Consider the following 25,751-nt stretch of genomic DNA (forward strand, 5'->3'; position numbering starts at 1 on the left):
TTCTACAGGCTCCCATCCATTCCAATCAAAGGAAGAATTCGCTCCAGCCCCATTCCGCGAGAACCTTTCAGCAGAATAAGATCGCCGTTTTCAGCGAAGTCCAAAATTTCTCTGGCGGTGTCAGAAATTGCCGCCTCATCTTTATTTCCGATGTAAAGAATCCGTACCGAGGAAATCTTTTCGTCAACCAGAGATGATTTTTTCTCAGCGATTTTAATCGCACTTTCAAACGCAGAATTCATCTCAAATCCGAAGAAAATAATCATATCCGCATCAGCAAAAACTGCCTTTTCACCGATTCTTGAATGTTCTTCTTCTGATTTTTCACCGAGTTCCAGCATATCGCCGAGAACATAGATTTTTTTGCCCTCGATTTTAGTGTCAGCGCACAAATCAAGTGCCTTTTCCATTGAGTCAGGATTTGCATTGTAGCAGTCTTCAAGAACAGTGAATCTGCCCTTTCTGATTGTAGAACGGCCACCGAGAGGCTTCAAGCTTTCAATTCCGGCCTTAATCTGTTCAGCCGTACAGCCGAGTTCTTTTGCAAGTGCGATGGCTCCCAACGCGTTCAAAAAATTATATTTACCAGGAAGAGAAAGTCTCATAAGAAGACCGTCAACAGAGAAGACAGTTCCCGCAAGTCCTTCATCGACAACAAGTTTTACGCTCTCATCACAATCGATTCCGTATTTGACAACCTTGCCCTTTACGCCTTTTTCAAGGAAAGAAGCAAAATCATCTGTCTTAGGAATGAATGCTGAGCCAAATGAGTCTATATAATTAAAGATTTTTTTCTTTTCGTTTGCGATGTTCTGCCTGCTTCCAAGGATTCCAATGTGAGCAGTTCCGATATTAGTGATAATCGCGTAATTCGGCTTGAAAACTTCCGCAATCTCGCCGATTTCATTCACGCGGTTCATTCCCATTTCAAAAAGCCCAAGCTCATGCTCAGAACGGATATTGAAGACAGAAAGAGGAAGGCCGGTTTCAGAATTGAAGTTGCCTTTTGTAGCAATCACAGAAAATTTCTGGCGAAGAATAGATGAGGCAATTTCCTTCGTCGTGGTTTTGCCGCTTGATCCAGTCACAGCACAGCGAATCAGACGGGGAAACTTGCGCACATAACATTCAGCTGCCTTCTGCAAGGCACGCATCGTATTCTCCACCAGAATAAAGGCTACATTTTTGTTATTTTCGGCCTGTTTCTTCAGGTCTTCAAGGAGATTTTTTGAAGTTTTTTTGGAAACAAAAACGGCAGACGCGCCTTTTTCAAGTGCCTGTGGAACATAGAGATGCCCATCCTGATTTTCACCGATAAGGGGAACAAAGAGAGATTTTTCCACGACCAACCGGCTGTCAGTTTGCACGCTCGTGAAGCAAAAGTTCTCAGAAGGGAAATCCCCGTTCAAAAGAACTCCTCCCACCGCTTCAAGAGTTTCTGACAATTTCAAGAGACTTTCTATATTTTCGACACTTTTTGCGTCTGTCATTTTTCTTTCCTTTTATTTAATTTCAACTCGGACTATATCCTCGCTTTTCGCCTTGTGCATGCCAAGTTCCTCTTCAGCGATTTTTTCGATGCGGTCGGAACTGGACAAAAGGCTTATATCAGAAATCAACTTTCGGTTCTGTTCAACTACTTCGACCTGCTTTGCCTCAAGCTTCGCAAGTTCGTTTTTCAGTCTGGCATATCGGTGAGCCTGAAAAGCATCAAAAGCAAGCAAAAGCGGAATCAAAACAACCGATGAATATGCCACGAACCTCAGTTTTGTTTCATGTTTTATTTTCATAATAAAATCTCCTCCATCATGCGTATGCTTTACATCGCCGACTCTTCTACCAAAAGGCGATGTCGTTCCGTTGCATCATGCAGTTTTCGCACGACACGGAGTTTTGCACTACGACTCGGTGAATTTGACTTCACCTCTTCTCCGCTTGGTTCAACAGGCTTCCTTGTCAAAATTTCAGCACAAGGCGTTCCGCCGCAAGTACATTTAGCCTGCTCAGGCGGACACACGCACTGTTTTCCAAGATTTCGGAAATAATTCTTCACGATACGGTCTTCCAGAGAATGGAAGGTTATGACCCCCATTTTTCCACCGACAGCAAGAACATTAAACGCATCATGCAAAGCCTCTGGGAGCCGTCTCAATTCAGAATTCACTGCAATACGCAAAGCCTGAAAAGTTCTGGTCGCAGGATGAATGTTCCCGTGCTTATAATTTGACGGAACAGCATTAAAAATAATGTCCGCAAGCTGCCTTGACGATTCGATTTTACCGCCATTTCGAGCCTCAACAATTGCGCGGGCAATACGGCGGCTCATCTTTTCATCACTGTAAAGGTAAATCATGTTGGCAAGCTCTTCTTCCCGCCAGGTATTTACGATATCAGCGGCACTCTCTCCTTCCTCAAAATTCAACCTCATATCAAGAGGCTCATCATAACGAAAAGAAAATCCACGGCCGCTCTTTTCATAGTGATAAACACTGATTCCAAGATCAAAAAGGATAAGATTCGGCCTTTCTTTATCTGCCGGATAGTTTGCGTAAAAATCATTGAACCATCCGTTGTAAAAATCCATGCGGTCGCCATAAACAGAAAGTCGTTCACGAGCACGCGCCTGAATCGTTTTATCGCGGTCAAGACCAAGAATATGAAGGGATGGAAATTTAGACAAAAATGCGTTTGAATGGCCGCCTTCACCGAGAGTTGAGTCAATCATAAAAGCATTTTTTTCAAAAGGTTCTGCGACAGGGCTAAGATAAGACAAGCACTCTTCAAGCAAAACCGGAGTATGAACGATTTCCACCTTTTTGTATCCCGTTTTTTTTATTTTTTTTGACGCTGATGAACACAGATGCGCGCAGATTATGAAATCAAATCAGCGTTTATCCGCGAAAATCCGCGTCTTATTTTTATTAGAAACTTATGCTGCTCAAAGCCTCAGCTGCTTCCTCAAGTGAATCTGCGTTTGCTCCGAGGTAATCGCTATAGGCCTGTGAGTCCCAAAGCTCCATGTATTTGTTGATTCCGAGGATTACACAATCCTTAGAAAGATGAGCGTACTCGCGTAAGCTCTGCGGGATAGAAAGGCGTCCGGACTTATCAAGCTCTACTTCCTGAGCAGGAGCTATAAAGTGACGGAGAACAATGCGGTCTTTTTGATTGAAAGGAGAGGCTGTCTCCATAATCTTTGACGAAATGTTTTTCCATTCATCGAGAGTATAAAGCCATAAACAGTGGTCGAAAGCCTGTGTAACGATGAGAACGCACTTGTCTGAATCAGCAAACAATTCGTTTCGCAACCGTGTCGGAAAAAGGATTCTGCCCTTTTCATCCAGCGTGTTGCGGTACTCACCAGTTAACAGCTCCATACCACTATTTACCACTTTACCCCACAATTTCCCACTTGAATACCATTTTATCCGTCAAAAACCCTAAAGTCAACCGAAAAAGTGCCGATAACAAGGGATTTTTAAAAAAATTTTTTCGCTGAATTCAGACTGATTTCTGCACTTTATAATCCGTGAAATCTGTGTTAATCTATTTCAGCACATGGAGAAGTCATGAAAATCATAGCGGAAATAGGAACATCGCATGGCGGTGATTTGGAAAAGGCAAAAAAACTGATTGATTGCGCAATCGAAAGCGGCGCCGATTATGTAAAATTTCAGTGGGTTTATGCAGATGAAATCCTTCATCCAGAGACAGGCTTCGTAAATCTTCCCACAGGAAAAATCCCGCTTTATGAAAGATTCAAGGAACTTGAAGTCGAGCCAAGCTTTTTTGAGGAATGTTTGCGCTACACTCACGAAAAAGGCGCGAAATTCACCTGCTCACCGTTCGGGCTTCGCTCTCTGGAAGAACTGCTTGCAATCAAGCCGGATGCGATAAAGATTGCCTCTCCAGAGCTGAATCACATTCCTTTGCTGAAAAAACTTGCCGAGTACCGAAAAACACACGACATCCCCGTAATCCTTTCATCGGGAGTCTCAAAGCTTTCAGACATTGAAGAAGCTCTTTCGATTCTTGGGCGGGAGAATATCACCCTGCTTCACTGCATCACAAGCTACCCTGCCCCGGAAGAAGAATACAACTTAAACCTGATTCCAAACCTTGCGGCGATTTTCGGAGTTCCGTGCGGTGTAAGCGACCACTCGCTTGACCCGGTTCTTGTTCCTTCAATTGCGGCAGCAGTCGGCGGAACAATGATTGAAAAGCACATCACCCTCTCAAAAGAAACAGACGGCCTTGACGACCCGGTAGCCCTAACAGGCGAGCAATTTGCCCTAATGAGCCATTGCGTCCACCAGTGCGAGGCAGCATTCCGTCAGTACGGCGAGAATGCAAAGCCTTACATTTTGAATCAGCTTACCGAAGAATACGGCGAGCGGGTCCAGAAAATTTTAGGCAGCGGAATCAAAAAACTAGCCCCAGCCGAAGAAGCAAATTACGGCAGGACAAACCGAAGCCTGCATTTTATGCGCACGATGAAAGCCGGAGAGCGCATTAATATAGAAGATATTGGTGTTCTCCGTACAGAAAAAGTGCTTTCAGTGGGCATACATCCGCGGTATCTGGAGGATGTCGTGGGGGCGGTGCTCACACGGGATGTGAGGAATGGGGAGGGGGTGTGCTGGGAATGCTTGATGCAGAAGGCATAATTGCCTAACTAAACTACTAGATTTTACGCTTCTTTTTTTTTGTTATCATTAAGTCATAAGCGCTTATAAAAAACTACAAAAAAAGGAAGGTAAATTATGGCAGTACCATTTGTTTCAAGAAAGCGATTTTATCCCGAATTTGCAGGATTTTAAGCCGAAATTTCACGATTTTTTGAGATTTCATCTTGATGAAACTGAAGGAGCGATTTGATAGAGTTGTGGAAATTTTCTGAAAACTGAAAAACATTGATTCTGATTTTTTCAAATCTCCCCGGCATCTTTTAATCGTTTTACGGCGCGAAGAATGGCTTCTTGTGCGGCTTCTCGTCTTTTTTCAGAAAGGCCTTCCATGGCATCGATTTCTCGTCTCAGGTGCCGAAAGGAAAAATACAAGCTGTGTACTGTTAACGTATTCGACAATGCAGGAACAGCCAACAGCAAGAATCTCGTGACAAAGTTTCGTCACCTTGCTTCCGCCTGAGCTTGCCACAAGATGCTTCATGTACGCGTACTGTTCATCGTAATCTCCATCAACGACCGCACGAAGAAAATCGAGGGCTAAATAAGTGTCACGCTTGTCAAAACGAAAAACGAAATCATCCAAATCTTCTTCGAGCGCGCTGAAGATTTTTTCTTTCAGCTCATCGCTGGCGATTTTGAGTGCGATTGCCATATCTTCCTGATGAACTTCACGCAGGATTTTCTGTACGCTACGATCATCAAAAAGAAGGGTATCCTCAAAACTCAGGAATGCATTATGGAATTCAAGGTTCAGCTTGGTGTGATTTCCGAGTTCAGAAAGTTTCTGCTCGATTTTATCACGGCCTTCCGTTTCGCTCGTCAAATTTCACCATAATCTGCCCCCTTGCTTTGGTATGATTTGATTATGGCACGGGGGTGTATCATTTAGTGAGATTTACGAATAATTTTGTTACAAAAACATTGCCATGTAGTACGGAATTGTTATTCTGTTTTCTGCGATGCCGACATTGTTTTCAGAGAGTTTATAGCAAAGATTTACTTCGTACTGCGGATTTTTCAGCACGGTGTTTGCGGATTTCGTGTTTCCAGTCGTTGCTTTTACTTCAATCAGCGAAATCTTCCCCTGAACTTTTGAGACGAAATCAATTTCAAGTCCTGTGTCCTTGTGGAAATAATACAGTTTTCGGTCTTGCTTTGAAAAACAGTCGGCTATGATGTTCTCAAAAATCGCGCCCTTGTAGAATCCCAAGTCACCGGAAAGTATTTTTGCTGCACTGTCACGGTCAAGCATAGAAACAAAAAGACCTGAATCCTGCATATAAATCTTGAACACATTGTCTATCTTATTTCCTTCAAGCGGGTCAGAAATGGCACTGAGGTTGTGGCAGAGATTGATTACACCGAAATCACAAAGCCACTGGATTGCAGGAAGATATTTTTCGGCACGGCCTTTCTTTTCTAGCGCAGAGAATACGAATTTTTTGTTCTCTTTCGCAAGCTGGGCTGGAATTGAATCAAAGACACGGTTTATCCTGCCGAGCAGAGAAAGGTCAACTTCTTCCTCCTCGTTTTCATCAAGATGCTTTCCGAAATCATCTTTGTATTCTTCAAGAATATCATGCTGTTCCTGCCAGACAACATTCATATCATTCGTGGAAATAAAACGGTCAACAATATACGGAAGTCCGCCCACACAGATATATTCCTTGAAATAACGGAGCATCGCTTTATGGGTCGCCTCACTCACAGGGATTTTTTTCTCAAAGCATTCCCGAAGATACGCAATCACTTCTTCACTGATTCCCTTTGCCCACAAGAATTCCTCAAAATCCATCGGCTTCATATACACAATACGCTCAAAACCAGTGGGAACGCCCTTGCTTTTTTTCTTGTTGTAGCCTTTTATGCCCAGAAGAGAGCCTGTAGCAATCACATCAAACCGACCGTCCTCACAAAAAGGCTTGATGCTTGAGCGAGCATTCGCACATTCCTGAACTTCATCAAAAATTATGACAGTTTTGTTCGGTACAAAATGAGAGCCGGGAAGAACTGCGGATAAATCGACTATGATTCTGTCTACATTCAAGTCAGAATCAAAGATTTTCTTTGCGCCTTCATTTTCTTTAAAGTTCACATAGACAACATTTTCATAGTTCTCTTTGGCAAATTCTCGCACGCTGTAAGTCTTGCCAATCTGCCGAAGCCCTTTTACAACAAGTGCCTTTTTCTTTCCGCTGGAATTTTTCCATGCTTCAAATTCGCTGACAATTTTTCTCTTGTACATAAAAATCCCCCATAGAACGATGGCATACACTTTTTCGACCGAGTTTTAGTGAATCAGATACACTTTTCCAAGTGAGTTTCTGTAAAAAGAGTACACTTTTTCCAGCGAGTTTTCAAGAATATTGTACACTTTTCCAAGGGAGTTTTTATATTATTTCCACCAATGCCAGAAATCCGGAGGGATTGGATTGATAGGAAAATAATATCCGAGGACTATATCATTTAATGCGAGGGTGTTAAATTTTTCCCGCATACGCCTCGCAATACATCTGCAAACACTCTATCGAACTATTTGTTCCGCGGATTAACTCAGAAGCAATTTGGAGCGCATGTTTGTACGGATTGTCCTTTATCGTTTGGGTTTCTTTATCGGAATCATCTGGCAACTGAGCAAATTCAAGATTGTATGCACAGGGATGCTGGTGGCTAAACTTGCCGTCGCTTTCCAAAAATTCAACTCTTGTGCTTCCGGCATCTATCCAGTCCGAAAAATCCTTTGTTCGTTTATCAATTTCAAAAAAATCCTCATCATCCTTGCAGCTACAGAAAACGCAAATATGTTTTTCGTTTCCAATTTCATAAACAAGGTCGCCGCTTCTGAACGGAAAAGGAATCGTGACATAATCATTTTTGTACGATGGTTCTTCTTTCAATGAAAGATAGCGGTAGATTATTTGCCGATCGCGTTCACAGAACTGCCAGTTGATTTTTGTAAGATATTCACGGACTGCTTTTGAAGGAAATAGTCCGATAATCTGTTCGTTTGTAAGCTCCATGATTTTCCTCCCTTTATACTATACCAAATTCCTCGATTTTTTCTATTATCTTCCTTTCACAGCAGCAATTTCTCCCGCCCCATGTTGTTCAGCTCCGTGCCTCAGCCGAGGGTGTCTTTTCTATTTTCCTACAAGTCAATTCTAATTTCGAAATAAAGATTCTCTTCCGAATAAAAAGGGTGGTCTTTGCTGCACGGAAAACTCAGAATGTCACACGAAAAATCTTCGTCTTCGGGAAGCGGGAGAATGCAATACAATTTTCCAACGATGAAATAATCAGGCTCACTTCTCCTCTTCTTTTCCGTCGCACGCATTTTTTCAATCAGCTCAAGCATTTTTCCGTGAAGAAGATCGCTTATCGCAAATAGTTTTGAGATATTCTCATCATTCAAATCAAACGCATGGTTCGCCTCAATTATTCTTCGAACTCCGTTTCTGTACAGCCCTAATGAAATCAATGCTGTCAAGTTTCTCTCTATAATGTCGTCTGATAAGGTCACGATTTTTGCGGACAAAGGCTTTCAGCCCTTCAATCTGCTCGTCTGTCAGCCTGCACTTTTCCCGACCTTCAAGAATCTCAGGATTTTTGCTTATCGTCATGCAGAGCGGGCGGATTCTATCCTTATTGTAAAAACGGATTACCCTTTTGTAAATCACATGCCCGAAGGAATCCACCATAGGTTCAAGTGGCCAGGACGGAAGGCAACCACACTGACAAATTACAGGAAGTCCCGGATTTTCTTTCGGATTCATCCTCGTAGAAAAGAAACCGTAATTCTCATAAAAATAAATGCCCTCAATTACGACAAAAAAATGAATCAGAAGATTTTTGAAATCTCTGGCATAAGGCAGATTTTTGTCCAAGAAGAAGGCATATTTCTGGAGCGCAATTTTTGTTTCCAAATAACATTTCAGCGGAGTATAAAACTCCTCAATGATTGCAAAAGAATCGAAGAGTTTTCTCAGAGATTTTGCGGATGAATAATATTCTTCCGCCCCCATGCCTTTTATAGCACCCGCCGTAAGTTTCTTAAGCCCGTAAATGAACCGCCTTGAGCGTTTTTCGTATTATTCTCTTTTGTTTGACATGATGTTCTCCCTTTAAGATGAGAAACAGTATATACGGCGGGAGTATCTTTTAGTGAGAGTACCCGACTTATCTACAAATACTTCATCATACCACGGATTTTCTTCTTCCATATCCCGGTTCAAAGTCGCCACCGAAACCTCAAGCCTGTCGCACACTTCTTCCTTTGAGTAAAACTTCTCTTCCTGAAAAAGCGCATCCAGCAAAAAAAGCCTGAACTGCTCCTTCCCCGACTGCCGTGTGTCATCCTTCTGCGAAACTGATTTAGCCATAAGGACAGTATAGCATGGAAAATGAGAGTGGAAAACGGAAAGATGAAAACGGAAAGATTCTATTATTAAATTGCATAAAAAATTAAACATTTGATAGACAGTTCTTTTTGATTTATAATTGATTAATGGAATTTAAAAGCCCCTGCAAATCATGTTTTTTTGTCGCAACGATTCTCTTTCTATCTCTTCTTTCTTCCTGCGGCACAACAAAAGACCTCTCTGCAGCAAAAGGCTCTCACAAAAACGCCGTTCCTGAAGCAGAGCTTTCTCTGGTCTTTGCGGGCGATATCATGGCTCACAAGCCGAATTATACATTCACTGACTTTGACCGAATCTGGCGCGACATCACGCCGCTTGTTTCTTCGGCGGACCTTTCATTTGCGAATGTTGAGGCTCCTGTTGCAGATTCTCTTCCATGGAGCACTTACCCACAGTTCAACATGCACTCAGAATATGTGGAGGCGGCAATCAAAGCGGGATTCAATGTGTTCTCGCTCACGAACAATCACACGAATGACCAGTACCTTGACGGAATCAAGCAGACAAAAAAATATTTCGACTCGCGAAAAGGAATCTGGGCTTGCGGTCTCAAAGAAAAATCAGGCGACCCGCTCACTTACAAAATCATCGAAAAAAATGGTTTTAAAGTGCTTTTTGTTGCAATCACGGAGATTTTGAACCGAAACGATTATGCATCCTACATCGACTACTACCCTTCAACAGAGAAAAAACGCAACCAATTAATAGAAGAATTAAAAAACTTGCAGGAAGCTTCCAAAGCTGACCTTTTCGTGCTTTCGGTTCACACGGACGAACCTGAATACATAATCAAAGTCACCGAGAGCCACAAAAAATTCTTCCGAAAACTTATCGAAGAATGCAGGGCCGACATAATCTGGGCAAATCACCCTCATGTCGTAAAGATTTTCGAGGAAACAGCGGCATCCACTCACTACACGGAAGCGCTGAATCAAAAAGACCGCAAGGCCTTCATCATGTACGCGAACGGAAACACGATTTCGGCACAAAGAACGAATCCGCAGTTCACCGCCCCCGAAACTCCCAGAGATTACACTGGCGAAGGACTTCTCCTCAAACTGAAGGCAAGAAAAATGAGTGACGGAAGCGTGATTCTAAGCGATTACGAGCCGCATTTGATTACGACATACATCACCCCCGGCTGGCAGTTCGTAATCAAGCTGCTGGATGATGATTTTATCGCGACCCTCGACCGTGCAGAGCTGGTGACCTGGGCAAAATATCTTACGGAAAGAAAGAAGCTGATGGAGAAGGTGCTGGAGGGGAAATAGAGGATTACCCCATTGCCAATGAAGTTTTAGGTGTAAATTCTATTCTTAAATTCATACCTAAACCATCCGCAATCCTTTTCAATAATTTTATTGTAGGATTGCCTGAGCCATTTTCAATCTTACTGATGTCGGATTGCGCAATACCTGTAGTTTCTGCAAGCTGTTTCTGAGTTATATTGCATGATTTTCTTGCATCGATCAAAGAGGAAATAATTTCATAGTCTGGGGCAAGAGCCTCATATTCTTTCTTGAAAGATTCATCCTTCATCTGCTCGTTTAATGCTTCTTTTAGTGTCATTTTCTTTCCTCCTTTTGCGGATTTCTTGCTAAATAATCTTTTCTATACTTTTTTGCACGCTCAATTTCTTCTAGAAGAGCCATGTCACGAAATGCCTTAGCCCGAAGCTTTACTTCAAGCGTATTAAGGAACTCAAGACAAGGAGTCTCTCCTTTTTCTGTCTGATAAAATTCTACAGTGAACTTCGTTTCCATACATTTAAACTATAGGATAAAACCTATATTTGTCAAGTTGAAAAAAGGAGGTTTGGCCAATTTATCATTCTATTAGACTTCATTTTTTAATCACATCATCCAGAACTGACTCGACATAGGAAATGACATTTTCTGCGATTGCTTCTTTGATTTTGCGTGATTCATCGGAATTTTTGTTGAATGACGAGCCGACAGGAAGAAAAAGATGGCAGACATCTATGTTAAGGGCTTTTGTTATGTTTGATAAAGTTTTTTCTTCCGGCCAAACACGCCCCTGTTCAACACTTTTTATAGTATCTTCGGAGACTTCAGCCATTTCAGAAAGTTGAGCCTGCGTCAGATGTCGTGATTTTCGTATTGTTTTTATGTTTTCTCCCAACCGTGTTTGGATTTCCTTTATTTCCATGAGTTTATTTTCATTCAATATTGTGAATAATGGAATTAAGCAGAATTACTCATTTTCTAAAAAGATTATTTGATTTACTATAAAAAGAGGGTTATAATTACTCTTAAAGGAAATTGAGTAGAGAAATTAAATAGATTTACTCTATCAATTTTCTATGTACTTGAGGTGCATAGTTTTAATACGAATTATAAGAGGTTGATTGTATTATGGAACACTTTGAGAAAATATTGCTTGTTTTTATATTTATTTTGATTTTATCAGTATTCAGTTTTTCATTTTCAAATTATCGAAAAACTGAAACTATCAATCAAAATCTAGAAAAGATGTCTTCATCATTCTCTGATGAGATAAAGAATCAGACATCCATTTTTTATCGTGTCATTGGTGAACAAATTCCTGTCGTTATACCTGAAGACAAAAAAGCTCAATTACAAGCTCTTATTAACAAATTGCCAACTATAAGTCTAAAAATAGCTGTTGACCAATATGAAGAAGCGTATAAATTATATTCATCATATTTGAAATCAACCGCTCCTTGGATTCAAGAAGAACAATCAAATGAATTATTTGAAATAAAACTTATATTAGACTTTTGCGCTATAATATCTAGTTATTCAACAAATCAGGTGTCTCTTAACTATACAATTCAAGAAATTGATTCTCTTATTTATACTTATAATGATTTCCCTAAAATAAACGAAGTTGAACAAATTAGAGATGAATTAGTCCAATTAAGGAACAAGCCTTTGCAGGATGTAAATGAGCAATTAAAGAAACGAATTGTAACTCAAACAGAAATAAAGGCTCATAAAAAATCTGAAGTACAGACTTTAATCTCAGATATAGACAAACAGTTGTTAAAATTAAATGACAGCATGTTATATGATGATATCGCTTTTTTTGAAAACTCTATGGTGCAATTAAATCAAATTTTTGAAAATGCAACTAACAATGAACTTTATGAACAGTATACTGCGGATTACAAAAATTTCGTAGATAAAATAAAGAAAAATGTTTATGACGAAAATTTGTATGTCTCATTGCAAGGGAAAATTCCTTTGGTACAAAAAATACAACCAGGATTGCATGATGAAGATGATTTAATCTTGTATGAGTGGAAAACTTTCTATGAACTTAAGACTACTTGCATAAATACAAAAAACTCTTTTGACAGTTTAAAACAAGATATTTCCAAATTTAATCAGGTTGATTTTAATTTGCTGCTTAATGAAATTTATGGTTTATCAAATAGGATTTCAATTATTGCTCATACCAAAGAGATTGATACGAAAGATTTGGTTTCACAAGTTCAAACTTTGTCAAAATGTGCTGACGAAGTGGAACAATTGCATACAGAATTCGAAAACAGACAGTTTGCCAAGGGATTCGACTTAAGGTATGACGACTTGAAAAAGAAAACTTTAGCAGGGAATTTTTCACTCGCAATATATAATCAATTACAAAAAGAAATTGTTTCAATACAAGCAATATATCCAGACGAATACAAGAGTAAATCAATCGAATTAGAAGAATTGAAATTATATTCCGACATTTTGGAAAGTATAAATGCTTGTAAAAATCAAGTTACAAGCATGTCAAATGGCGAAAACAAACTAAATGAAATAAAGACCTCTTCTGTAAATGAACAGATGAGTTATATTTCATACAATTTAACTTTATTCAAATACTTGGATATAAAAAATTTGAATAATCAGCTTGTTGAATTAACAAGTTCGTTAAAAAACAAAATTGCGTCCCTTGAAAAGAGTAATGTTACTGACGAACAAAAATTAATAAAAACATATAACTCTCAAGTTATTGCATTACTGCAAAAAACGAATTACGAGAACAATCGTTTGAATAGCAAGGAAACCTTCAAAGGCTACAAATCTGCTGATAAGAGAAAGGCTATTATTGATGGACGCGTTGATTTATTGATTACTCTTGAAAAGGTTGAGAGTTCTTATTTATATCCATCAGTATATACTTTGTACAATCAAATTTACGCATCAATCTGGTCAACGAATGAAGGTGATACCGCTCTTGATACAGAAGACCAATTTAAGGTTGTAAATAAAGCATTAACAACGCAGAAATGGGGGCTTTATGATACATTTTAAAAGGATTTTATTATTGATTTTACTCAGCATAGAATTTTTGAATGTTGGTTTTTCACAAGTTCAATTTGCACCAACTCCAGCAATTAGAAATATAAGATTCTTAAAACCTGAAATTAAAGCTTCGCTAACCTCAATTGCTTCTGCTAATGTATTATCTGCAGAAGATATTATAAATGCACAAAAAAATTTACGACATAGGCTTTTTGAACAACGAAAATCAAAATGGCTCTATTATGCATCAAGAGTAAAAGGTAATGCAATTGAAAACACGATAGTTTCAAATTATTTAAGATTAGAGAAACTATATGGTTATAGTAATTATTCATCGTATCTCAAATACAGAGGCAACAATGGTATTGATGGCTTTTTTGTACGAAAAAATCAGTTTGGCAATTATGAAGTAAAAATTTTAGAAGTAAAGTCAGGTCGAGCAAACTTGAAAGAATCAAGTGGCATGATAGAAATGTCTCAAGAGTGGATTTTAGACCGTATAGAGAGATCTATAGCAAACCTTGATGTAATGAAAGAATCATCTACTATTATAGAACTAAAAAATATAAAACAAGCAATTGAAAAAGGTACAGCTAACATTGAAAGAACATTAATTAGGGGGAATATTCAGAGCGGGAATTTCGTGATTTCAAACAGAACAATTCCTGTTGAATTAAAACAATCTTCACAATTGGCAGAAAAAACAGATGTTGATTTTACATTAAAAAGCGAACATGAAATTTCATTGGCGAAAAAAAGTACATTGACACATGGTAAACAAAAAGTCCAAAAAGATTTGTATCAAAATTTATACAAAGAATTGACAGAAGGTCCTCAAAAAGTTTCTAAAAAACAAGCCAGAAAACTTATAAAACAAATAGAGCATAACAAGAATATAGCATCAAATATAGCCCTGGCTGAAAGAAATTCTTTTGAGCGAATGGCAGAAAAGTCAACTCGATCTATCAGAACACGATTGGAATTGGGGGTAATGAAAATCCCAACTAGAACAATAAGAGTTTTTTATGGAATAATGAGGACGCTCCCATTTGTTATGATAGGTGTTGAAGTTTTAGTTGATATAAAAGACATTTATGATGTTGCAAGTACTTATTACAATGGAAGTATAAATACCCAAGCATTGTTAATTAGAACCGCTGGTGTTTTAGGTGGTATTGCAGGTAGTCTTGCTGGTGGTTGGGCAGGAGCTAAGTTAGGAGCATTAACAGGGGCCGCTATCGGGACTGCAATTTGTCCTGGCGTAGGAAGTGGTGTAGGAGCAACTATAGGCACTGTTATAGGCTCACTTATAGGCGCATTTAGTGGTTACAATCTGGGACGTTATTTATCAATGCATGCAACTGCAATAATGACTTTAAAATATTTTCCTTCAATGAAATCTGATACATATTTCGGTCTACTATGTAGAAATACAGATGAGTATTGTCGATTGCATTTATAAGTAAAACAAACACTATTTTTAAAAATTCAAATCTAAAATTGTTTTCTATTTTCCCCTGCGCAAGGGATAGTAGCACCGCCGTCAGGCGTTCCGAAGCGAACGAAGGGAGCGTAGGAATGGAGCGGAAGCGGAAGTGAAACGAGCACGACAACGAAAGTGCTCGCGGATAGCCCGACCGCCATGGTTGGTGAGCGTAGCCGAACCGACCATGGCGGGGTGCGCCCGACTTGACACACCCCTTTTGATTGTAACACCGGCGTTTTTCTTCTATAATCATCTTATGTCTATTGACTACAAAAAATTACCAGTTTACGAACAGAAAGAAAAGATACTCGAATGTTTACGGCAGAATCAGGTCATTGTCGTTCAGTCGCCTACAGGAAGCGGAAAGACCACGCAGATTCCTGTCATTTTACATGAGGCGGGATATAGCGAAAACGGTGTGATTGCCGTTACACAGCCTCGAAGGATTGCTGCCCTCAGTGTTTCAGAATTCATTGCAAAGCAGCTCAACACTTCTTATCCGGGGCTTGTCGGCTATAAAATGCGTTTTGAGGATAAGACTGACCAGAGCACTAAAATCAAAATCATGACGGACGGCATTCTCCTTCAGGAAATGAAGCTTGACCCGTGGATGACAAAATATTCGGTCATAATGGTTGATGAGGCTCACGAACGAAGCCTTAACATCGATTTCGTCCTAGGCCTTTTAAAGCGGGTTCTTGCTGCCCGCCCGGATTTTAAAGTAATCGTTTCAAGTGCAACCATGAACGCAGAGGCTTTTTCTGAATATTTTGGCGGATGTCCGATTGTCACGATTGAGACTCAGACATTCCCGGTCACGATGGTTTATGATCCGCCGCTCAAAGGTCAGAGCACAACCACGGCAACCGCAACAGGTTGTGAATACCTTCTCTCAAAAATCGAAAAGACTATTGACCGCGTTCTCGACAATCATGAAGATGGTGACATCCTTGTTTTCTTGCCGGGCGAAAAAATCATCAAGGACTGCGCAAAACGCCTTCAATACTCTGATTTCCATTCAAAAATCCACATTGTGCCGCTTTACGGTCGCCTTCCAAAAGAAGAACAGGAGCGGGTTTTTGACTCTGCCCCATTCGGCAAAAAGAAGGTTGTTCTCTCGACCAACATTGCAGAAACGAGCGTCACAATCAACGGAATCACGACCGTAATCGATTCTGGCTTGGCAAAGCTCAATTTTTACAGTCCGAAGACTTTCACTTCAAGCCTCAACGAGACGCCTGTTTCAAAGGCAAGCTCAAACCAGAGGCGGGGCCGTGCAGGAAGAACTCAGCCGGGCACCTGTTATCGTCTTTACAGCCGCAAGGATTTTGACACCCGACCGGAATACACAACCGAAGAAATTTACCGCACAGATTTGAGTGAGGTCGTTCTCCGCATGAGCGAGCTTGGAATCACGGATTTTGATACCTTCGACTTTATCTCTGCGCCTCAAAAAGAAGACATTCGTGGAGCCGTTGCAACACTGAATCAGATGGGTGCTTTGAATGAAGACAATACGCTTTCTTCAATCGGAAAGCTCATGGTCGAATTCCCGCTGGAACCGCGCGTAAGCCGAATCCTTGTCGAAAGCATCATGCGCTATCCTGAAGTTCTTGAAGAGACCGTAATCGCGGCCGCTTTCATGAGCACGCACTCGCCTTTCATTCTTCCTCCTGGTGAAGAAAGTGATGCACGCAAGGCTCACCACGCTTTCCGTGACATTCAGGGCGATTTTGTCTCTTATGTAAAGCTTTTCCGCACATATCAGTCAATGAAAAATTCCGTGCGTTTCTGCCAGAACAATTACCTCGATGAGCGCGTTATGGCTGAAATCGCAAACATCAAGCAGCAGCTTGAAGAAGAAATCGGGCAGCTCGGAATCCCTATCGGAAGCGGCGGAAGCATGGACGACTATCTTTGCTGTATCGCAAGCGGCATGATTCAGTTTGTGTGCGTGCGTGAAGGCCGCGAAAATTACCGTTCACTTACCGCAGACCACATTTCGATTCATCCGGGTTCCTCAATGTTCAGGACTGACCCGCTTTTTATCGTGGCAGGAGAAATCGTTCGCACGAGCCGCACATTCGCGATGAGCGTCTCCCCTCTCACGAAATCGCTTCTTTCAAAAATCTCACCGGATTTGGAAGCGAAACTTGCCGCAATCCGTGGTAAAAGGGGCCGAAGTCTCACAGGAAACTTGGAATTCAAAGGCTCGACTTTCGCAGCTGTCAAAGGAAAATTGCTCGGCCGTGATGATGGTCACTTTGGTGGCAAAAAGGCAAAATCCGCAAAGAACGAAAATGAAATCAATATCGGTGGCGAAATTTTTGAAATCGAAAAGCAGAAAGGTAAAAAGCTACTTATTCTTCCATATAATAAGTTCAAATCGGCGCTTGCAAAAGAGAATGACGAAAACAAGATGGCAATCTTCGCTCAAATCCGCTCTAAAGTTCTCATAAATGCCACCCCGCTGCTTACGGGTGAAAAACTGGAACTTGTTTGCAAAGTCGTTAAAATGCTGAATCTCAATCCAATCGATGAAAAATCCCTCATAAAGCGTAATTTTGACATTCATGAGGAAGGTGCGGCAGACAGGCTTGTGGGTGAACTCAGCAAAATCTTAAGAATCACGCTTTCAAAAAAGAATAAAGAATACGCCTTCGTTGCCCTGTTCACGGACGGAAGGGGAACCTACTGGTTTAAGATGAGCCGTGGATTTGCAACTGCCCTCAACGAGAGTCTTTCGAGCCTGGAAACTCTTGTTGATGAGAATGTAGATTTTTCTGTAGACGGCAAAGAGAGAATCAATGCGGTTTACAGAATGTTGAACGGATTGTATGAATAGCGCGTCTATAAGGATTTTTCTTGTTAAATTAATAATAAGGTGGTAATCTTATAATAGAATGAAAAAATACTGCATCGGCAAATTACATTTTAACAGCCGTTTTTCACTCATCACCTGCATAATAACGCTTACCTCAACTTTTGCTATCTTGAGCGTATTTCTTCGTCTTTATGAAGCCTCAAAAAGGAATATCATAAATCAATGGCAGATTGAAACAGTTCAGGCGGCAAATCAAATCAACAAATACATGAAAATGCCTGTGGACGCAATTTCATTTTCAGCAGTAACGCTCAATGAGATGCTTGAAAAAAACACTCCGCATACAGAAGTTCATGATTATATCAAAGATGTGACCGAAATTTACGCGGCAACAATCAGCGAAAACTCAACAGGAATCTACTGCTACTATCAAGGGGATTTATTAAACGGAACAGAATGGACTCCTCCAGAAGGTTACAATCCAAAAATCAGACCGTGGTACACCGATGCCTTTGAAATGGGCGGAAAACCTGCCCTGGTAAAGCCTTATCTTGACCTCAGAACAAACACCGTCATGCTTTCAGTCAGCCAGCTTCTTGATGACCTTGACAGTGTTGTTTCCATGGATATTTTTCTTGACAACATTCAGAAAACTGTCGAGGACAAGCAGTATTCCAAAAAGCAGATACTCAAAAATGCTTTCGTAATGGATCGAAAGGGCTTCGTAATTGCTCATTCGGATTCGCAGTACATCGGCAAAAATTTAGGCAAAACCGGCAATGACTTTGAAAAATTCCTTGTAAAAGAGTTTTCTGCTTCTGTCAGTGAGCACATTGAAAAAAAGGTTCAAGGTAAGAATCTTACAGTTTTCGTAGAGGCAATCAATTCTGAATGGCTGATGGTTTTCGTTCTTGGAACACGGGATCTTTATTCATCGCTCCGAACGATTTACATTTCTTCAGCATTTGTCCTTTTTTTCATCCTTCTTGTTTTTCTTGCATTCTTCCTTTACATGAGCTACAAATATGCTGAAACAGAACAGCTCAACCGTGAAATCAAAGCCGTTGCAGACATTTATGTTACGGCTACCAAAATCAACCTGAAGACAGACACAATAACCTGTATCCGCAGCAATCCTGATTTTGATCGCCTTCTGGACGGTGATTTCACTAACTACAGCAAGAGAATTCCTGATTTTGCAAAGAAAATGGCAATTGAAGGGGCCGCCCCGCTAGTTAAGGATTTCATGGAACTTTCAACACTTGAAAGTCGCCTCAACGGTTCTAATTCAATCTCTTTTGAATTTATTGATGATAAGGAACGATGGATTCGCCTCAGATATATCGTGCTTGGAAGAGATGAAAACGGTGTTTTGCAACAAGTCCTTCTTGTGGTTGAGTCAATCGATGAGGATAAAAAGCAGCAGGAAGCATTGCGAAAACTTTCCGAAACCGACATGATGACTGGTGTAAAAAACCGGGGCTGTGGCGAAATGCAAATCCGGGAAGCAATTTCAAAACGAAAGCAGGGAATGTTCTGTCTTCTTGATATAGATAAGTTCAAATCAATCAACGACAATTACGGTCATCAAATCGGCGATGCGGTAATCATCGCAATCGCTGACTGTCTCAAAAAAAGCTTCCGTGATTCAGATATTGTTTTCAGGCTTGGGGGAGATGAATTTGCAGTTTTTGCAGACGGTGTCACACGGGAAGAATCAGGCTTAAAAATCTTAAAACGATTCTTTGACTATGTTGAAGCCATCGCAATTCCAGAACTCAAAGACCGAAAGATTACTGTAAGCGTTGGCGCAACTTTCTTCCCAATCTCGCAGTTTGATACTTTTGAAGCAATGTATCAGCGAAGTGATGTTGGAACCTACAAAAGCAAAGAACGAGACGGCAATATGCTGACTTTCAATATTTAGTTTTTACAATCACAGATAAAAAAAGCATCCTTGAATTGAGTTTGAATCAAAAACAAGGATGCTTTTTTTTACAAAATTCGGCTTTTAACCTTTTATTTTGACAAAGTTCCGCTTGTTATGCAGCGGCCGGTCTTTCGGTCAAAAAGCAGGATATTGCTTCCGGTGAAGTTGACTGAATGTGTTGAGCCAATTTCGAAAGTTACACCACCAAAGACAACACTCGTAAGCAGGAAATCCTTGATTTTGAGTTTTACTGTTGATTCAAGACCTGTTGGCATTGCACCGCAAATCTCAGCATCAAACATTCCGCTGTTCGTAATCTGCAAATACTCAGGTCTTACGCCAAGCACGAAATCACCGTTCTGAGGAGCAGATTCCTCCTTTTCGGCAAAGCCCTGCTCATCAGAAACCTTCGCAATCGGATATTTAAAAACCTCGTCCTTGTTCATTTTTTCGACATAGCCTTTTTCAAGGGCAAGTTTTTTCTCATCCTCTTTTTTCTGCTCTAAGCTGTCATCGCGGTTTTTGTACCATTGTGCAAGATTAAAATCACCATCAGGAGTGAATGTGATATCCTCGCCGTCAAAAACCTTCAACTGCAATTTGCCGCTTGAATCCTGCTCACCTTTTGCATTAATAAAGTTGATTGAAGGATTGCCGACAAAGTCTGCGACAAAAAGATTATTCGGTCTGTTGTAGACCGTGAGCGGAGGCTCATACTGCTGCAAAACGCCATTGTTAATCAGACAGATTTTTGTAGCAAGAGTCATAGCTTCCATCTGGTCGTGGGTGACATAGACGAAAGTGCTTCCCGTTTCAATGTGAAGACGCTGAAGTTCGTAACGCATTTCAAGACGAAGCTTTGCATCAAGATTTGAAAGAGGCTCGTCCATAAAAAGAACGCTTGGCTCCGGTGCAAGTGTTCGGGCAATGGCAACACGCTGCTGCTGACCGCCGGAAAGTTCAGCAGGATATCTGTCCATGAACATTCCGATTTTGACAACCCGTGAGACTTTGCGTACGGCGAGATCAATTTCTTCATCCGTAAGTTTTCGCTCTTTCACCAAAGGGTTTCCGTTCTGAACAAGTTGCCATTCATCAGTAAAAGTGATGCCTTTTGACTTTTCGCTCTCAACGATTGAATCAACTCGTGCCTTAATTTTTTTTGCGGCCTCTTTTGCAATTGACTCATGATTCGAAGCCTTGTGCAATCCAAATGCCATCACCTTTTTTGCAGAGAACATAGAAATCTCAAAGGTATCGATTAACTTCATCAAAGCCTTTTCTTCATCGATTTTACCGTTCTTATCCTTACATTCATCGATAGCGGCAACAACCTTCGCAGAATTTGCAAGAATCTCAAAAATCCGTGAAGAGACTTTAAGTTCCCAGTTGTAAACAGGAAGTTTCTCGCAAATATTTCCCAAACCGAATGCAATGTTTTTGTAGACCGTCATGTTCGGCCACAACGCATAATTCTGAAAAAGAAATCCGACTTTTCGCTTATTTGCAGGAATATTGATTCCAAGCTCGCTGTCATAAACAACCTTGTCACCTATTTCGATTCTTCCAGAAGACGGAGTTTCAAGGCCCGCTATCATTCGGAGTGTAGTTGTCTTTCCACATCCAGAAGGACCAAGAAGGGTAACAAAAGCATTGTCATCAATCAAAAGATTTAATCTATCTACGCCGTAAAATTTTCCCCAGCGTTTCGTAACATTAGTAAGTTTTATCTGTGGCATTATTTTCCTCCTACACCCTTATCAATGCTTGCGCCGGTGAGTTTATTAATCATCGCGTTAAAAATAAGGATAGTGACAATCAAAATTAAGTTCATTCCGCTAGAGAAAGCGTACAAGCCCATCTCGTCAAAATAGTCCATTGCGGTAGTCATAATCTTAAACTGGTCGCAAAGGAGCATGAAAAGCGTAAGTTCCCTCAAACAAGTCATAAACGGCAAGAGGAAACTTGAAATAATCGTACTTTTCTGAATCGGGATGATGATTCCAAACATTCGCTTTACCCAAGGAATATCCTGAATGATTGCAGCTTCTTCAATTTCACCTGAGATTTGAAGCATTGAATTGAGAGAAGCACGGCTTGCAAACGGGATGTATTTTACAGTACCCGTAAGCATGAGAATCAGGAATGTGCCGCCAATCGACAAAGTTTTTCCAAAAATAAGGAATGCAACACCGACAGAGAGCGATGGCATGAGATAAGGCAGAAAAGCTACAGAGTTAACATAAGCTGCAGCCTTGCTCCTTCGATGCTTGCTTACTGCATAGCCGACCAAAGTTCCGATAGTTCCGGCACAAAGGGCACAAACCACTGCAACATAAAGCTGACCGGCAAATGCCTTCCAAATCTGAGCATTGTGAAGCATACCAAGCTGACCGAAAAGTCCGTATTCGCCCAGAGTATCCGATGTAGTCCACCATTTTGTAGTAAGATGTGAAAAATCACCGGTCTTCAGGAAACTGTAGTCGCCAGGATTCGGAAGGAAGGTTTCTACACCGAATGAAATAATCGGATAAATGCTCGTGAGAAGCGTAAGGATAATGAACACGCCCGCGACCGCATACTTTCCGACTTTACCGAGATTTGCCTTTGAAATCTGACCAGACTTTCCAGTAACAGTGGTGTAATTTTTGCGGCTTGAAGTGCTTGACTGATTGAGCATGAGGATTGCCACACCAAAAATCATCATGATTACGGCGATAATACTTGCCTCACCCGCACGAGCAGAACTCAAAGCAACATACTTTGTTGAAAGCGTCGTAAGTCCCAGATAATGCGGAACAGGATAACTTCCCATTGCACTTCCAAAAACAAGCAGAATTGTTGAAAGAATTGCTGGTTTTACAAGAGGAAGCGTGATACAAAGGAAGCTTTTCCACTTCGGAGTATCGAGAATGGTAGCAGCTTCTTCAAGGTTTGCGTCCATGTTGCGGAAAATTCCACCAATCAAGATATACGCAAAAGGAGCATAATGCAGTCCAAGAACAATCGCACTCGGAAACAATCCCTGACACCACCAAAGCGGCATATGGATGTTGAAAAGTGAAGCCAAAAGACCATCAGCCCCGTGAGTTACAGCATTAGAGTTGAAAGCGTTTCGCCACACCATTGCAAGAGTCCACTGCGGCATGATGTAAGGGAAAATGAAAATCGAGCTTAGATACTGCTTGAATTTCAAATTCGTGCGTGTAACAAGGTACGCGAAAATTCCGCCGTAAACGATGGAGATAAAGCAGGTAAGGACTGCAAGAATCACCGTGTTGAGAAGCGGAATCCAAAGATTGATTCGGGCGAGTTTGCCAGTAAACAAATCTACCCAGTTATAAAAAGTGTACTGACCTTCTTTCAATCCAGTGCGGACAGCATCAATGGTTCCCGCATGAACGGCAACTGTATCTTTTGCAAGATAGAGAATTGGCGCTATGGTTGAAATAGAAAGCACAATACCAAACAAAAGCAAAATCACATTCTGCGGCTTAGAGAAGAAGGTTTTTATCTGATTCATTCTCTGCTGCGACAGAAGTGGCTTTGCCATAACAACATTTTGAGCCATCTGTTTTCCTTTGATTTTGATATAAAAAAATGAAATAAAAAGGGCTGCTCTTCTATTGAGGCAGCCCTGAAAAAGTCAGCTATTAGCGACCGCCGCGAATTGAATCAATCCAATCACCAAGTTCAAGAGAAACTTCAGAACAGAATTTCGGATCTTCGATTACCAAAGCACCGCCATTCTCGCTTGACCACCATTCAAATCCACGGTCATTCTTTGCAGGAAATTCAGTGCCACCGGCCGTGCTGTGATGGTATTTTGCTTCATTTTCAGCAGCAAGAGTTGGGTTAGCAGAATATCCACCCATGTCCTTACCCCAAGCAGCAAAACCGTCAAGTTTTGTTACCATGAATGAAATGAATGCACAAGCAGTCCATGGATACGGAGAAGAATCCATAACTTCAAGATAGTGGCAGTATCCGTAACCGCCGATACCCTTATAGCCGTCGTTGTAAGCGGCAACAGCAATGTTATTTACAGATGATTCATTAGTTTCTGCAACAGAACGAAGTTTTGAATAAACGATAAGTGCAAATTCACCGGCAGCAGATTTTGAAACAAGCTCGTTACAGATTGGGCCGTCATCAGTCATAGCATTGTAATTTTTAACCCAAAGTTTTGTCCATGCGAGACCGTATTTTGCATTTGCGCCTTCAATGCCATAGTTCTTAGCGATTGTGGCACATTCATCAATAACCGGCTGGAAATAAGCTTTTTTGCCAGCATCGAGAGCATCAAAAGCGTTTTTGAGCCAGGTAGAATATTTGTCAGATGCGAGCATGTAAAGGAAGTTCTTTCCTACAAGTTCTGAGTTGACATCCATGTACATGCCAGATTTTCCTTCTGCAACGAAATCCCAGCAGTTTTTAAAATCAGCACCATCAACTTTGTTGAACATGAAGACTTTGTTGAGAGTCTGCAAAGAAAGAAGTTCCGGGTAAGAAGCCTTTGTAAGCTTGTTTGCTTCAGCCCACTCTTTTGGGATGAAAGTGCGAAGGATTCCGGTGTCCATCATCTTAGACTGAATCTGATTTCCGTCCTGAATCAATGTCATGAAATATTCAGGATTTGTTGATTTATAATCAACAGTAAGGGTTGTGAAAATTGAATTATTCTTAGGCTGAGACCATTCGATTGTTCCGGCATAAGAATCATCGAGAGATTTGAGGTATTTAATGAATGCAGCACCAGCAGTCTTTCCACGGCTCGAATTACCGATACCTTTGATTGTTGCATTTTTTGATTCTTCGATTGCTTTTTTACAAAGTTCATCAAAGCTCATTGTTTCGGCCTGTTCAATAATCTTCTGAACCTCAGATTTTTCTGCAACAGGCTTTTTTTCGTTACAAGACATTCCAAGCATGGCAAGAGCACCAAGCGTAAGACAGACAAGTGATTTTTTCAAAATATTTTCCCCCTTTTTTGATTTTTTGTGTCCGCAAATGATTTTCAAGTGCAAGACATCAAATGTTCAAATTTTATTTTGAGGGTGAAAATTCAATTTGTCAAATAAAATATAACAAATTCTTGAGAAAAACACAAAATTCGTATAAAAGTGAACGAAATTCAGGTAAAAACTAGAATTATGAGGGCAAAAATTGAAGCTAATTTACGAAAAATCCCAGCGAAACTTACTCGTCTTCCAAATCAGGGATATGCTTTTTCAGAATTTTCATAAAATCTTCCCCGGTGACACCTGCCCTCAAAGCGGCAAAAACACAGCTGTCACCGGCGACAGTGCCTAAAATCTCATCAAGATTCATATAATCCAGAGCATTAGCAACAGAATCAGCGTGGCCGCCAAAAGTCTTTATTACGACAGTCGTTGCATTCCAGTCAATGCTGACATAACCGCGCAAAAAATCCTGCACGAAAATCTGTTCGCTCTCACCTCTGTCCTCGTCACTTTGAAGGGTGTAAACATAGCCCGCGTGTCCGTCACTCACCTTCCCCACCTTAAGCAGTTTGAGGTCGCGTGAAAGGGTTGCCTGAGTCACATCGAAGCCTTCTTTTGTAAGTTCTTTGAGCAATTCATCCTGACTTTCAATTCTGTTGTTCTTTATGAGTCTTTTTATCGCTTTTAGGCGTTCAGAGCGTTCTTTCATTTTGATTCTCCGTATTTTGATGTCACAATATCGTCAATCGTATTTTCTTCTTCTTTTAGATTTTCCTTTTTCCATGCGGCCATTCGTTTGTCACGCAGATTTTCAAGGACCTTGCAGTTCTTCATTTTTTCACGCATGATTTCACGCTTTTCCTCAGTTATAACCTGTGCCTGCGCAAGACTCATGAGAGCATCTTCTTTCTGTTTATCCAAAAGCTTGAAATAATTCTGCAGTGCCAGCATACCGGAAATATCACTCGTTGAATCAGCTGTTTTTACGGAATCTGCATGAACCTTTGCAATCATTTCGAGAGTATTTTGAATTTTCGCTTCTTCAGCAACAGCCTTGCCAAGTTCCGCTTCTGCCTGTTTTTTTTCAAACTCGCGGAAATCGAGAACCTTCTGCAATGAAAAATTGAAGCGTTTCATTAAGCTCCCCAAAAAGACAAGTGA

Annotated in this window: 24 protein-coding genes and 1 pseudogene; 6 read left to right on the plus strand and 19 right to left on the minus strand. The window is 40.7% G+C overall.

What is annotated here, in order from left to right; translation table 11 throughout:
• Positions 1-2: 2 nt before the first annotated feature.
• From murF to mraZ, 4 genes are all read right to left on the minus strand, one after another.
• On the minus strand, positions 3-1,490 hold the full coding sequence (gene murF / locus Q0Q74_RS01770) for a UDP-N-acetylmuramoyl-tripeptide--D-alanyl-D-alanine ligase (protein WP_294427912.1): 1,488 nt from the start codon (positions 1,488-1,490) through the stop codon (positions 3-5).
• Positions 1,491-1,502: 12 nt separating this feature from the next.
• Complete coding sequence (locus Q0Q74_RS01775; RefSeq protein WP_294427914.1) at positions 1,503-1,790, minus strand: cell division protein FtsL; 288 nt, start codon at positions 1,788-1,790, stop codon at positions 1,503-1,505.
• Between the two features lie 29 nt (positions 1,791-1,819).
• Entirely contained in the window at positions 1,820-2,812 is a 993-nt protein-coding gene (rsmH, locus tag Q0Q74_RS01780; RefSeq protein ID WP_294427916.1) for a 16S rRNA (cytosine(1402)-N(4))-methyltransferase RsmH, read from the minus strand.
• A 109-nt stretch (positions 2,813-2,921) separates the two neighbouring features.
• Complete coding sequence (mraZ, locus tag Q0Q74_RS01785) at positions 2,922-3,377, minus strand: division/cell wall cluster transcriptional repressor MraZ (RefSeq protein ID WP_294427917.1); 456 nt, start codon at positions 3,375-3,377, stop codon at positions 2,922-2,924.
• 192 nt (positions 3,378-3,569) lie between these two features.
• Between mraZ and Q0Q74_RS01790 the strand changes: the two genes are divergently transcribed.
• Entirely contained in the window at positions 3,570-4,667 is a 1,098-nt protein-coding gene (locus Q0Q74_RS01790) for an N-acetylneuraminate synthase family protein (protein WP_294427919.1), read from the plus strand.
• Positions 4,668-4,928: 261 nt separating this feature from the next.
• On the opposite strand, the gene Q0Q74_RS14180 is transcribed toward Q0Q74_RS01790, so the two are convergent.
• The 7 genes from Q0Q74_RS14180 to Q0Q74_RS01820 form a co-directional block, all read right to left on the minus strand.
• Positions 4,929-5,018: a hypothetical protein gene (locus tag Q0Q74_RS14180; RefSeq protein ID WP_367268322.1), complete on the minus strand. Its 90-nt coding sequence runs from the start codon at positions 5,016-5,018 to the stop codon at positions 4,929-4,931.
• Complete coding sequence (locus Q0Q74_RS01795) at positions 5,002-5,511, minus strand: FliG C-terminal domain-containing protein (RefSeq protein ID WP_294427920.1); 510 nt, start codon at positions 5,509-5,511, stop codon at positions 5,002-5,004. Before Q0Q74_RS01795 ends, Q0Q74_RS14180 begins: the two co-directional genes overlap by 17 nt.
• A gap of 87 nt (positions 5,512-5,598) precedes the next feature.
• A complete protein-coding gene (locus tag Q0Q74_RS01800; RefSeq protein ID WP_294427921.1) occupies positions 5,599-6,933 on the minus strand; it encodes an ATP-binding protein in 1,335 nt (444 codons plus the stop codon).
• A gap of 235 nt (positions 6,934-7,168) precedes the next feature.
• Entirely contained in the window at positions 7,169-7,708 is a 540-nt protein-coding gene (locus Q0Q74_RS01805) for a hypothetical protein (RefSeq protein WP_294427923.1), read from the minus strand.
• A 128-nt stretch (positions 7,709-7,836) separates the two neighbouring features.
• Positions 7,837-8,100: a hypothetical protein gene (locus tag Q0Q74_RS01810; RefSeq protein WP_294427924.1), complete on the minus strand. Its 264-nt coding sequence runs from the start codon at positions 8,098-8,100 to the stop codon at positions 7,837-7,839.
• A gap of 19 nt (positions 8,101-8,119) precedes the next feature.
• Positions 8,120-8,710, minus strand: a complete 591-nt coding sequence (locus Q0Q74_RS01815) for a hypothetical protein (RefSeq protein WP_294427926.1) — start codon at positions 8,708-8,710, stop codon at positions 8,120-8,122.
• 99 nt (positions 8,711-8,809) lie between these two features.
• The gene (locus Q0Q74_RS01820) at positions 8,810-9,067 is read right to left on the minus strand and encodes a hypothetical protein (protein ID WP_294427928.1); all 258 of its coding nucleotides are present in this window, start codon (positions 9,065-9,067) and stop codon (positions 8,810-8,812) included.
• 125 nt (positions 9,068-9,192) lie between these two features.
• Between Q0Q74_RS01820 and Q0Q74_RS01825 the strand changes: the two genes are divergently transcribed.
• On the plus strand, positions 9,193-10,377 hold the full coding sequence (locus tag Q0Q74_RS01825) for a CapA family protein (RefSeq protein WP_294427931.1): 1,185 nt from the start codon (positions 9,193-9,195) through the stop codon (positions 10,375-10,377).
• Positions 10,378-10,381: 4 nt separating this feature from the next.
• On the opposite strand, the gene Q0Q74_RS01830 is transcribed toward Q0Q74_RS01825, so the two are convergent.
• The 3 genes from Q0Q74_RS01830 to Q0Q74_RS01840 all read right to left on the minus strand — a co-directional run bounded on the left by Q0Q74_RS01830 (position 10,382) and on the right by Q0Q74_RS01840 (position 11,275).
• On the minus strand, positions 10,382-10,675 hold the full coding sequence (locus Q0Q74_RS01830; protein WP_294427933.1) for a helix-turn-helix transcriptional regulator: 294 nt from the start codon (positions 10,673-10,675) through the stop codon (positions 10,382-10,384).
• Positions 10,672-10,869 carry a hypothetical protein gene (locus tag Q0Q74_RS01835; RefSeq protein WP_294427935.1) on the minus strand — a complete coding sequence of 66 codons (198 nt, stop codon included), beginning with the start codon at positions 10,867-10,869 and terminating at the stop codon, positions 10,672-10,674. Before Q0Q74_RS01835 ends, Q0Q74_RS01830 begins: the two co-directional genes overlap by 4 nt.
• Positions 10,870-10,948: 79 nt before the next feature.
• Positions 10,949-11,275, minus strand: coding sequence for a helix-turn-helix transcriptional regulator (locus tag Q0Q74_RS01840; protein ID WP_294427936.1), 327 nt, complete (start codon positions 11,273-11,275; stop codon positions 10,949-10,951).
• 206 nt (positions 11,276-11,481) lie between these two features.
• On the opposite strand from Q0Q74_RS01840, the gene Q0Q74_RS01845 reads away from it, so the two are divergent.
• The 4 genes from Q0Q74_RS01845 to Q0Q74_RS01860 all read left to right on the plus strand — a co-directional run bounded on the left by Q0Q74_RS01845 (position 11,482) and on the right by Q0Q74_RS01860 (position 19,623).
• Positions 11,482-13,395 carry a hypothetical protein gene (locus Q0Q74_RS01845; protein ID WP_294427938.1) on the plus strand — a complete coding sequence of 638 codons (1,914 nt, stop codon included), beginning with the start codon at positions 11,482-11,484 and terminating at the stop codon, positions 13,393-13,395.
• Positions 13,382-14,848: a hypothetical protein gene (locus tag Q0Q74_RS01850; protein WP_294427939.1), complete on the plus strand. Its 1,467-nt coding sequence runs from the start codon at positions 13,382-13,384 to the stop codon at positions 14,846-14,848. Before Q0Q74_RS01845 ends, Q0Q74_RS01850 begins: the two co-directional genes overlap by 14 nt.
• A gap of 280 nt (positions 14,849-15,128) precedes the next feature.
• Complete coding sequence (locus Q0Q74_RS01855) at positions 15,129-17,717, plus strand: ATP-dependent RNA helicase (RefSeq protein WP_294427943.1); 2,589 nt, start codon at positions 15,129-15,131, stop codon at positions 17,715-17,717.
• Between the two features lie 58 nt (positions 17,718-17,775).
• Positions 17,776-19,623: a sensor domain-containing diguanylate cyclase gene (locus Q0Q74_RS01860; RefSeq protein ID WP_294427944.1), complete on the plus strand. Its 1,848-nt coding sequence runs from the start codon at positions 17,776-17,778 to the stop codon at positions 19,621-19,623.
• 632 nt (positions 19,624-20,255) lie between these two features.
• Here the strand turns inward: Q0Q74_RS01860 and Q0Q74_RS01865 are convergent.
• The 5 genes and pseudogenes from Q0Q74_RS01865 to fliJ all read right to left on the minus strand — a co-directional run.
• A pseudogene (locus Q0Q74_RS01865) lies at positions 20,256-21,365 on the minus strand (ABC transporter ATP-binding protein); the annotation flags it as partial.
• On the minus strand, positions 21,365-23,197 hold the full coding sequence (locus tag Q0Q74_RS01870; protein WP_294427948.1) for an iron ABC transporter permease: 1,833 nt from the start codon (positions 23,195-23,197) through the stop codon (positions 21,365-21,367). The gene Q0Q74_RS01870 and the pseudogene Q0Q74_RS01865, both read right to left, overlap by 1 nt.
• Before the next feature lie 82 nt (positions 23,198-23,279).
• Positions 23,280-24,599, minus strand: a complete 1,320-nt coding sequence (locus tag Q0Q74_RS01875; protein ID WP_294427949.1) for a hypothetical protein — start codon at positions 24,597-24,599, stop codon at positions 23,280-23,282.
• Between the two features lie 226 nt (positions 24,600-24,825).
• Positions 24,826-25,299: an ArgR family transcriptional regulator gene (locus Q0Q74_RS01880; protein WP_294427951.1), complete on the minus strand. Its 474-nt coding sequence runs from the start codon at positions 25,297-25,299 to the stop codon at positions 24,826-24,828.
• On the minus strand, positions 25,296-25,727 hold the full coding sequence (gene fliJ / locus Q0Q74_RS01885) for a flagellar export protein FliJ (protein ID WP_294427953.1): 432 nt from the start codon (positions 25,725-25,727) through the stop codon (positions 25,296-25,298). Before fliJ ends, Q0Q74_RS01880 begins: the two co-directional genes overlap by 4 nt.
• Positions 25,728-25,751: the final 24 nt, after the last annotated feature.

Source organism: uncultured Treponema sp., assembly GCF_946187725.1.
In the GTDB taxonomy this organism is placed as follows: domain Bacteria; phylum Spirochaetota; class Spirochaetia; order Treponematales; family Treponemataceae; genus Treponema_D.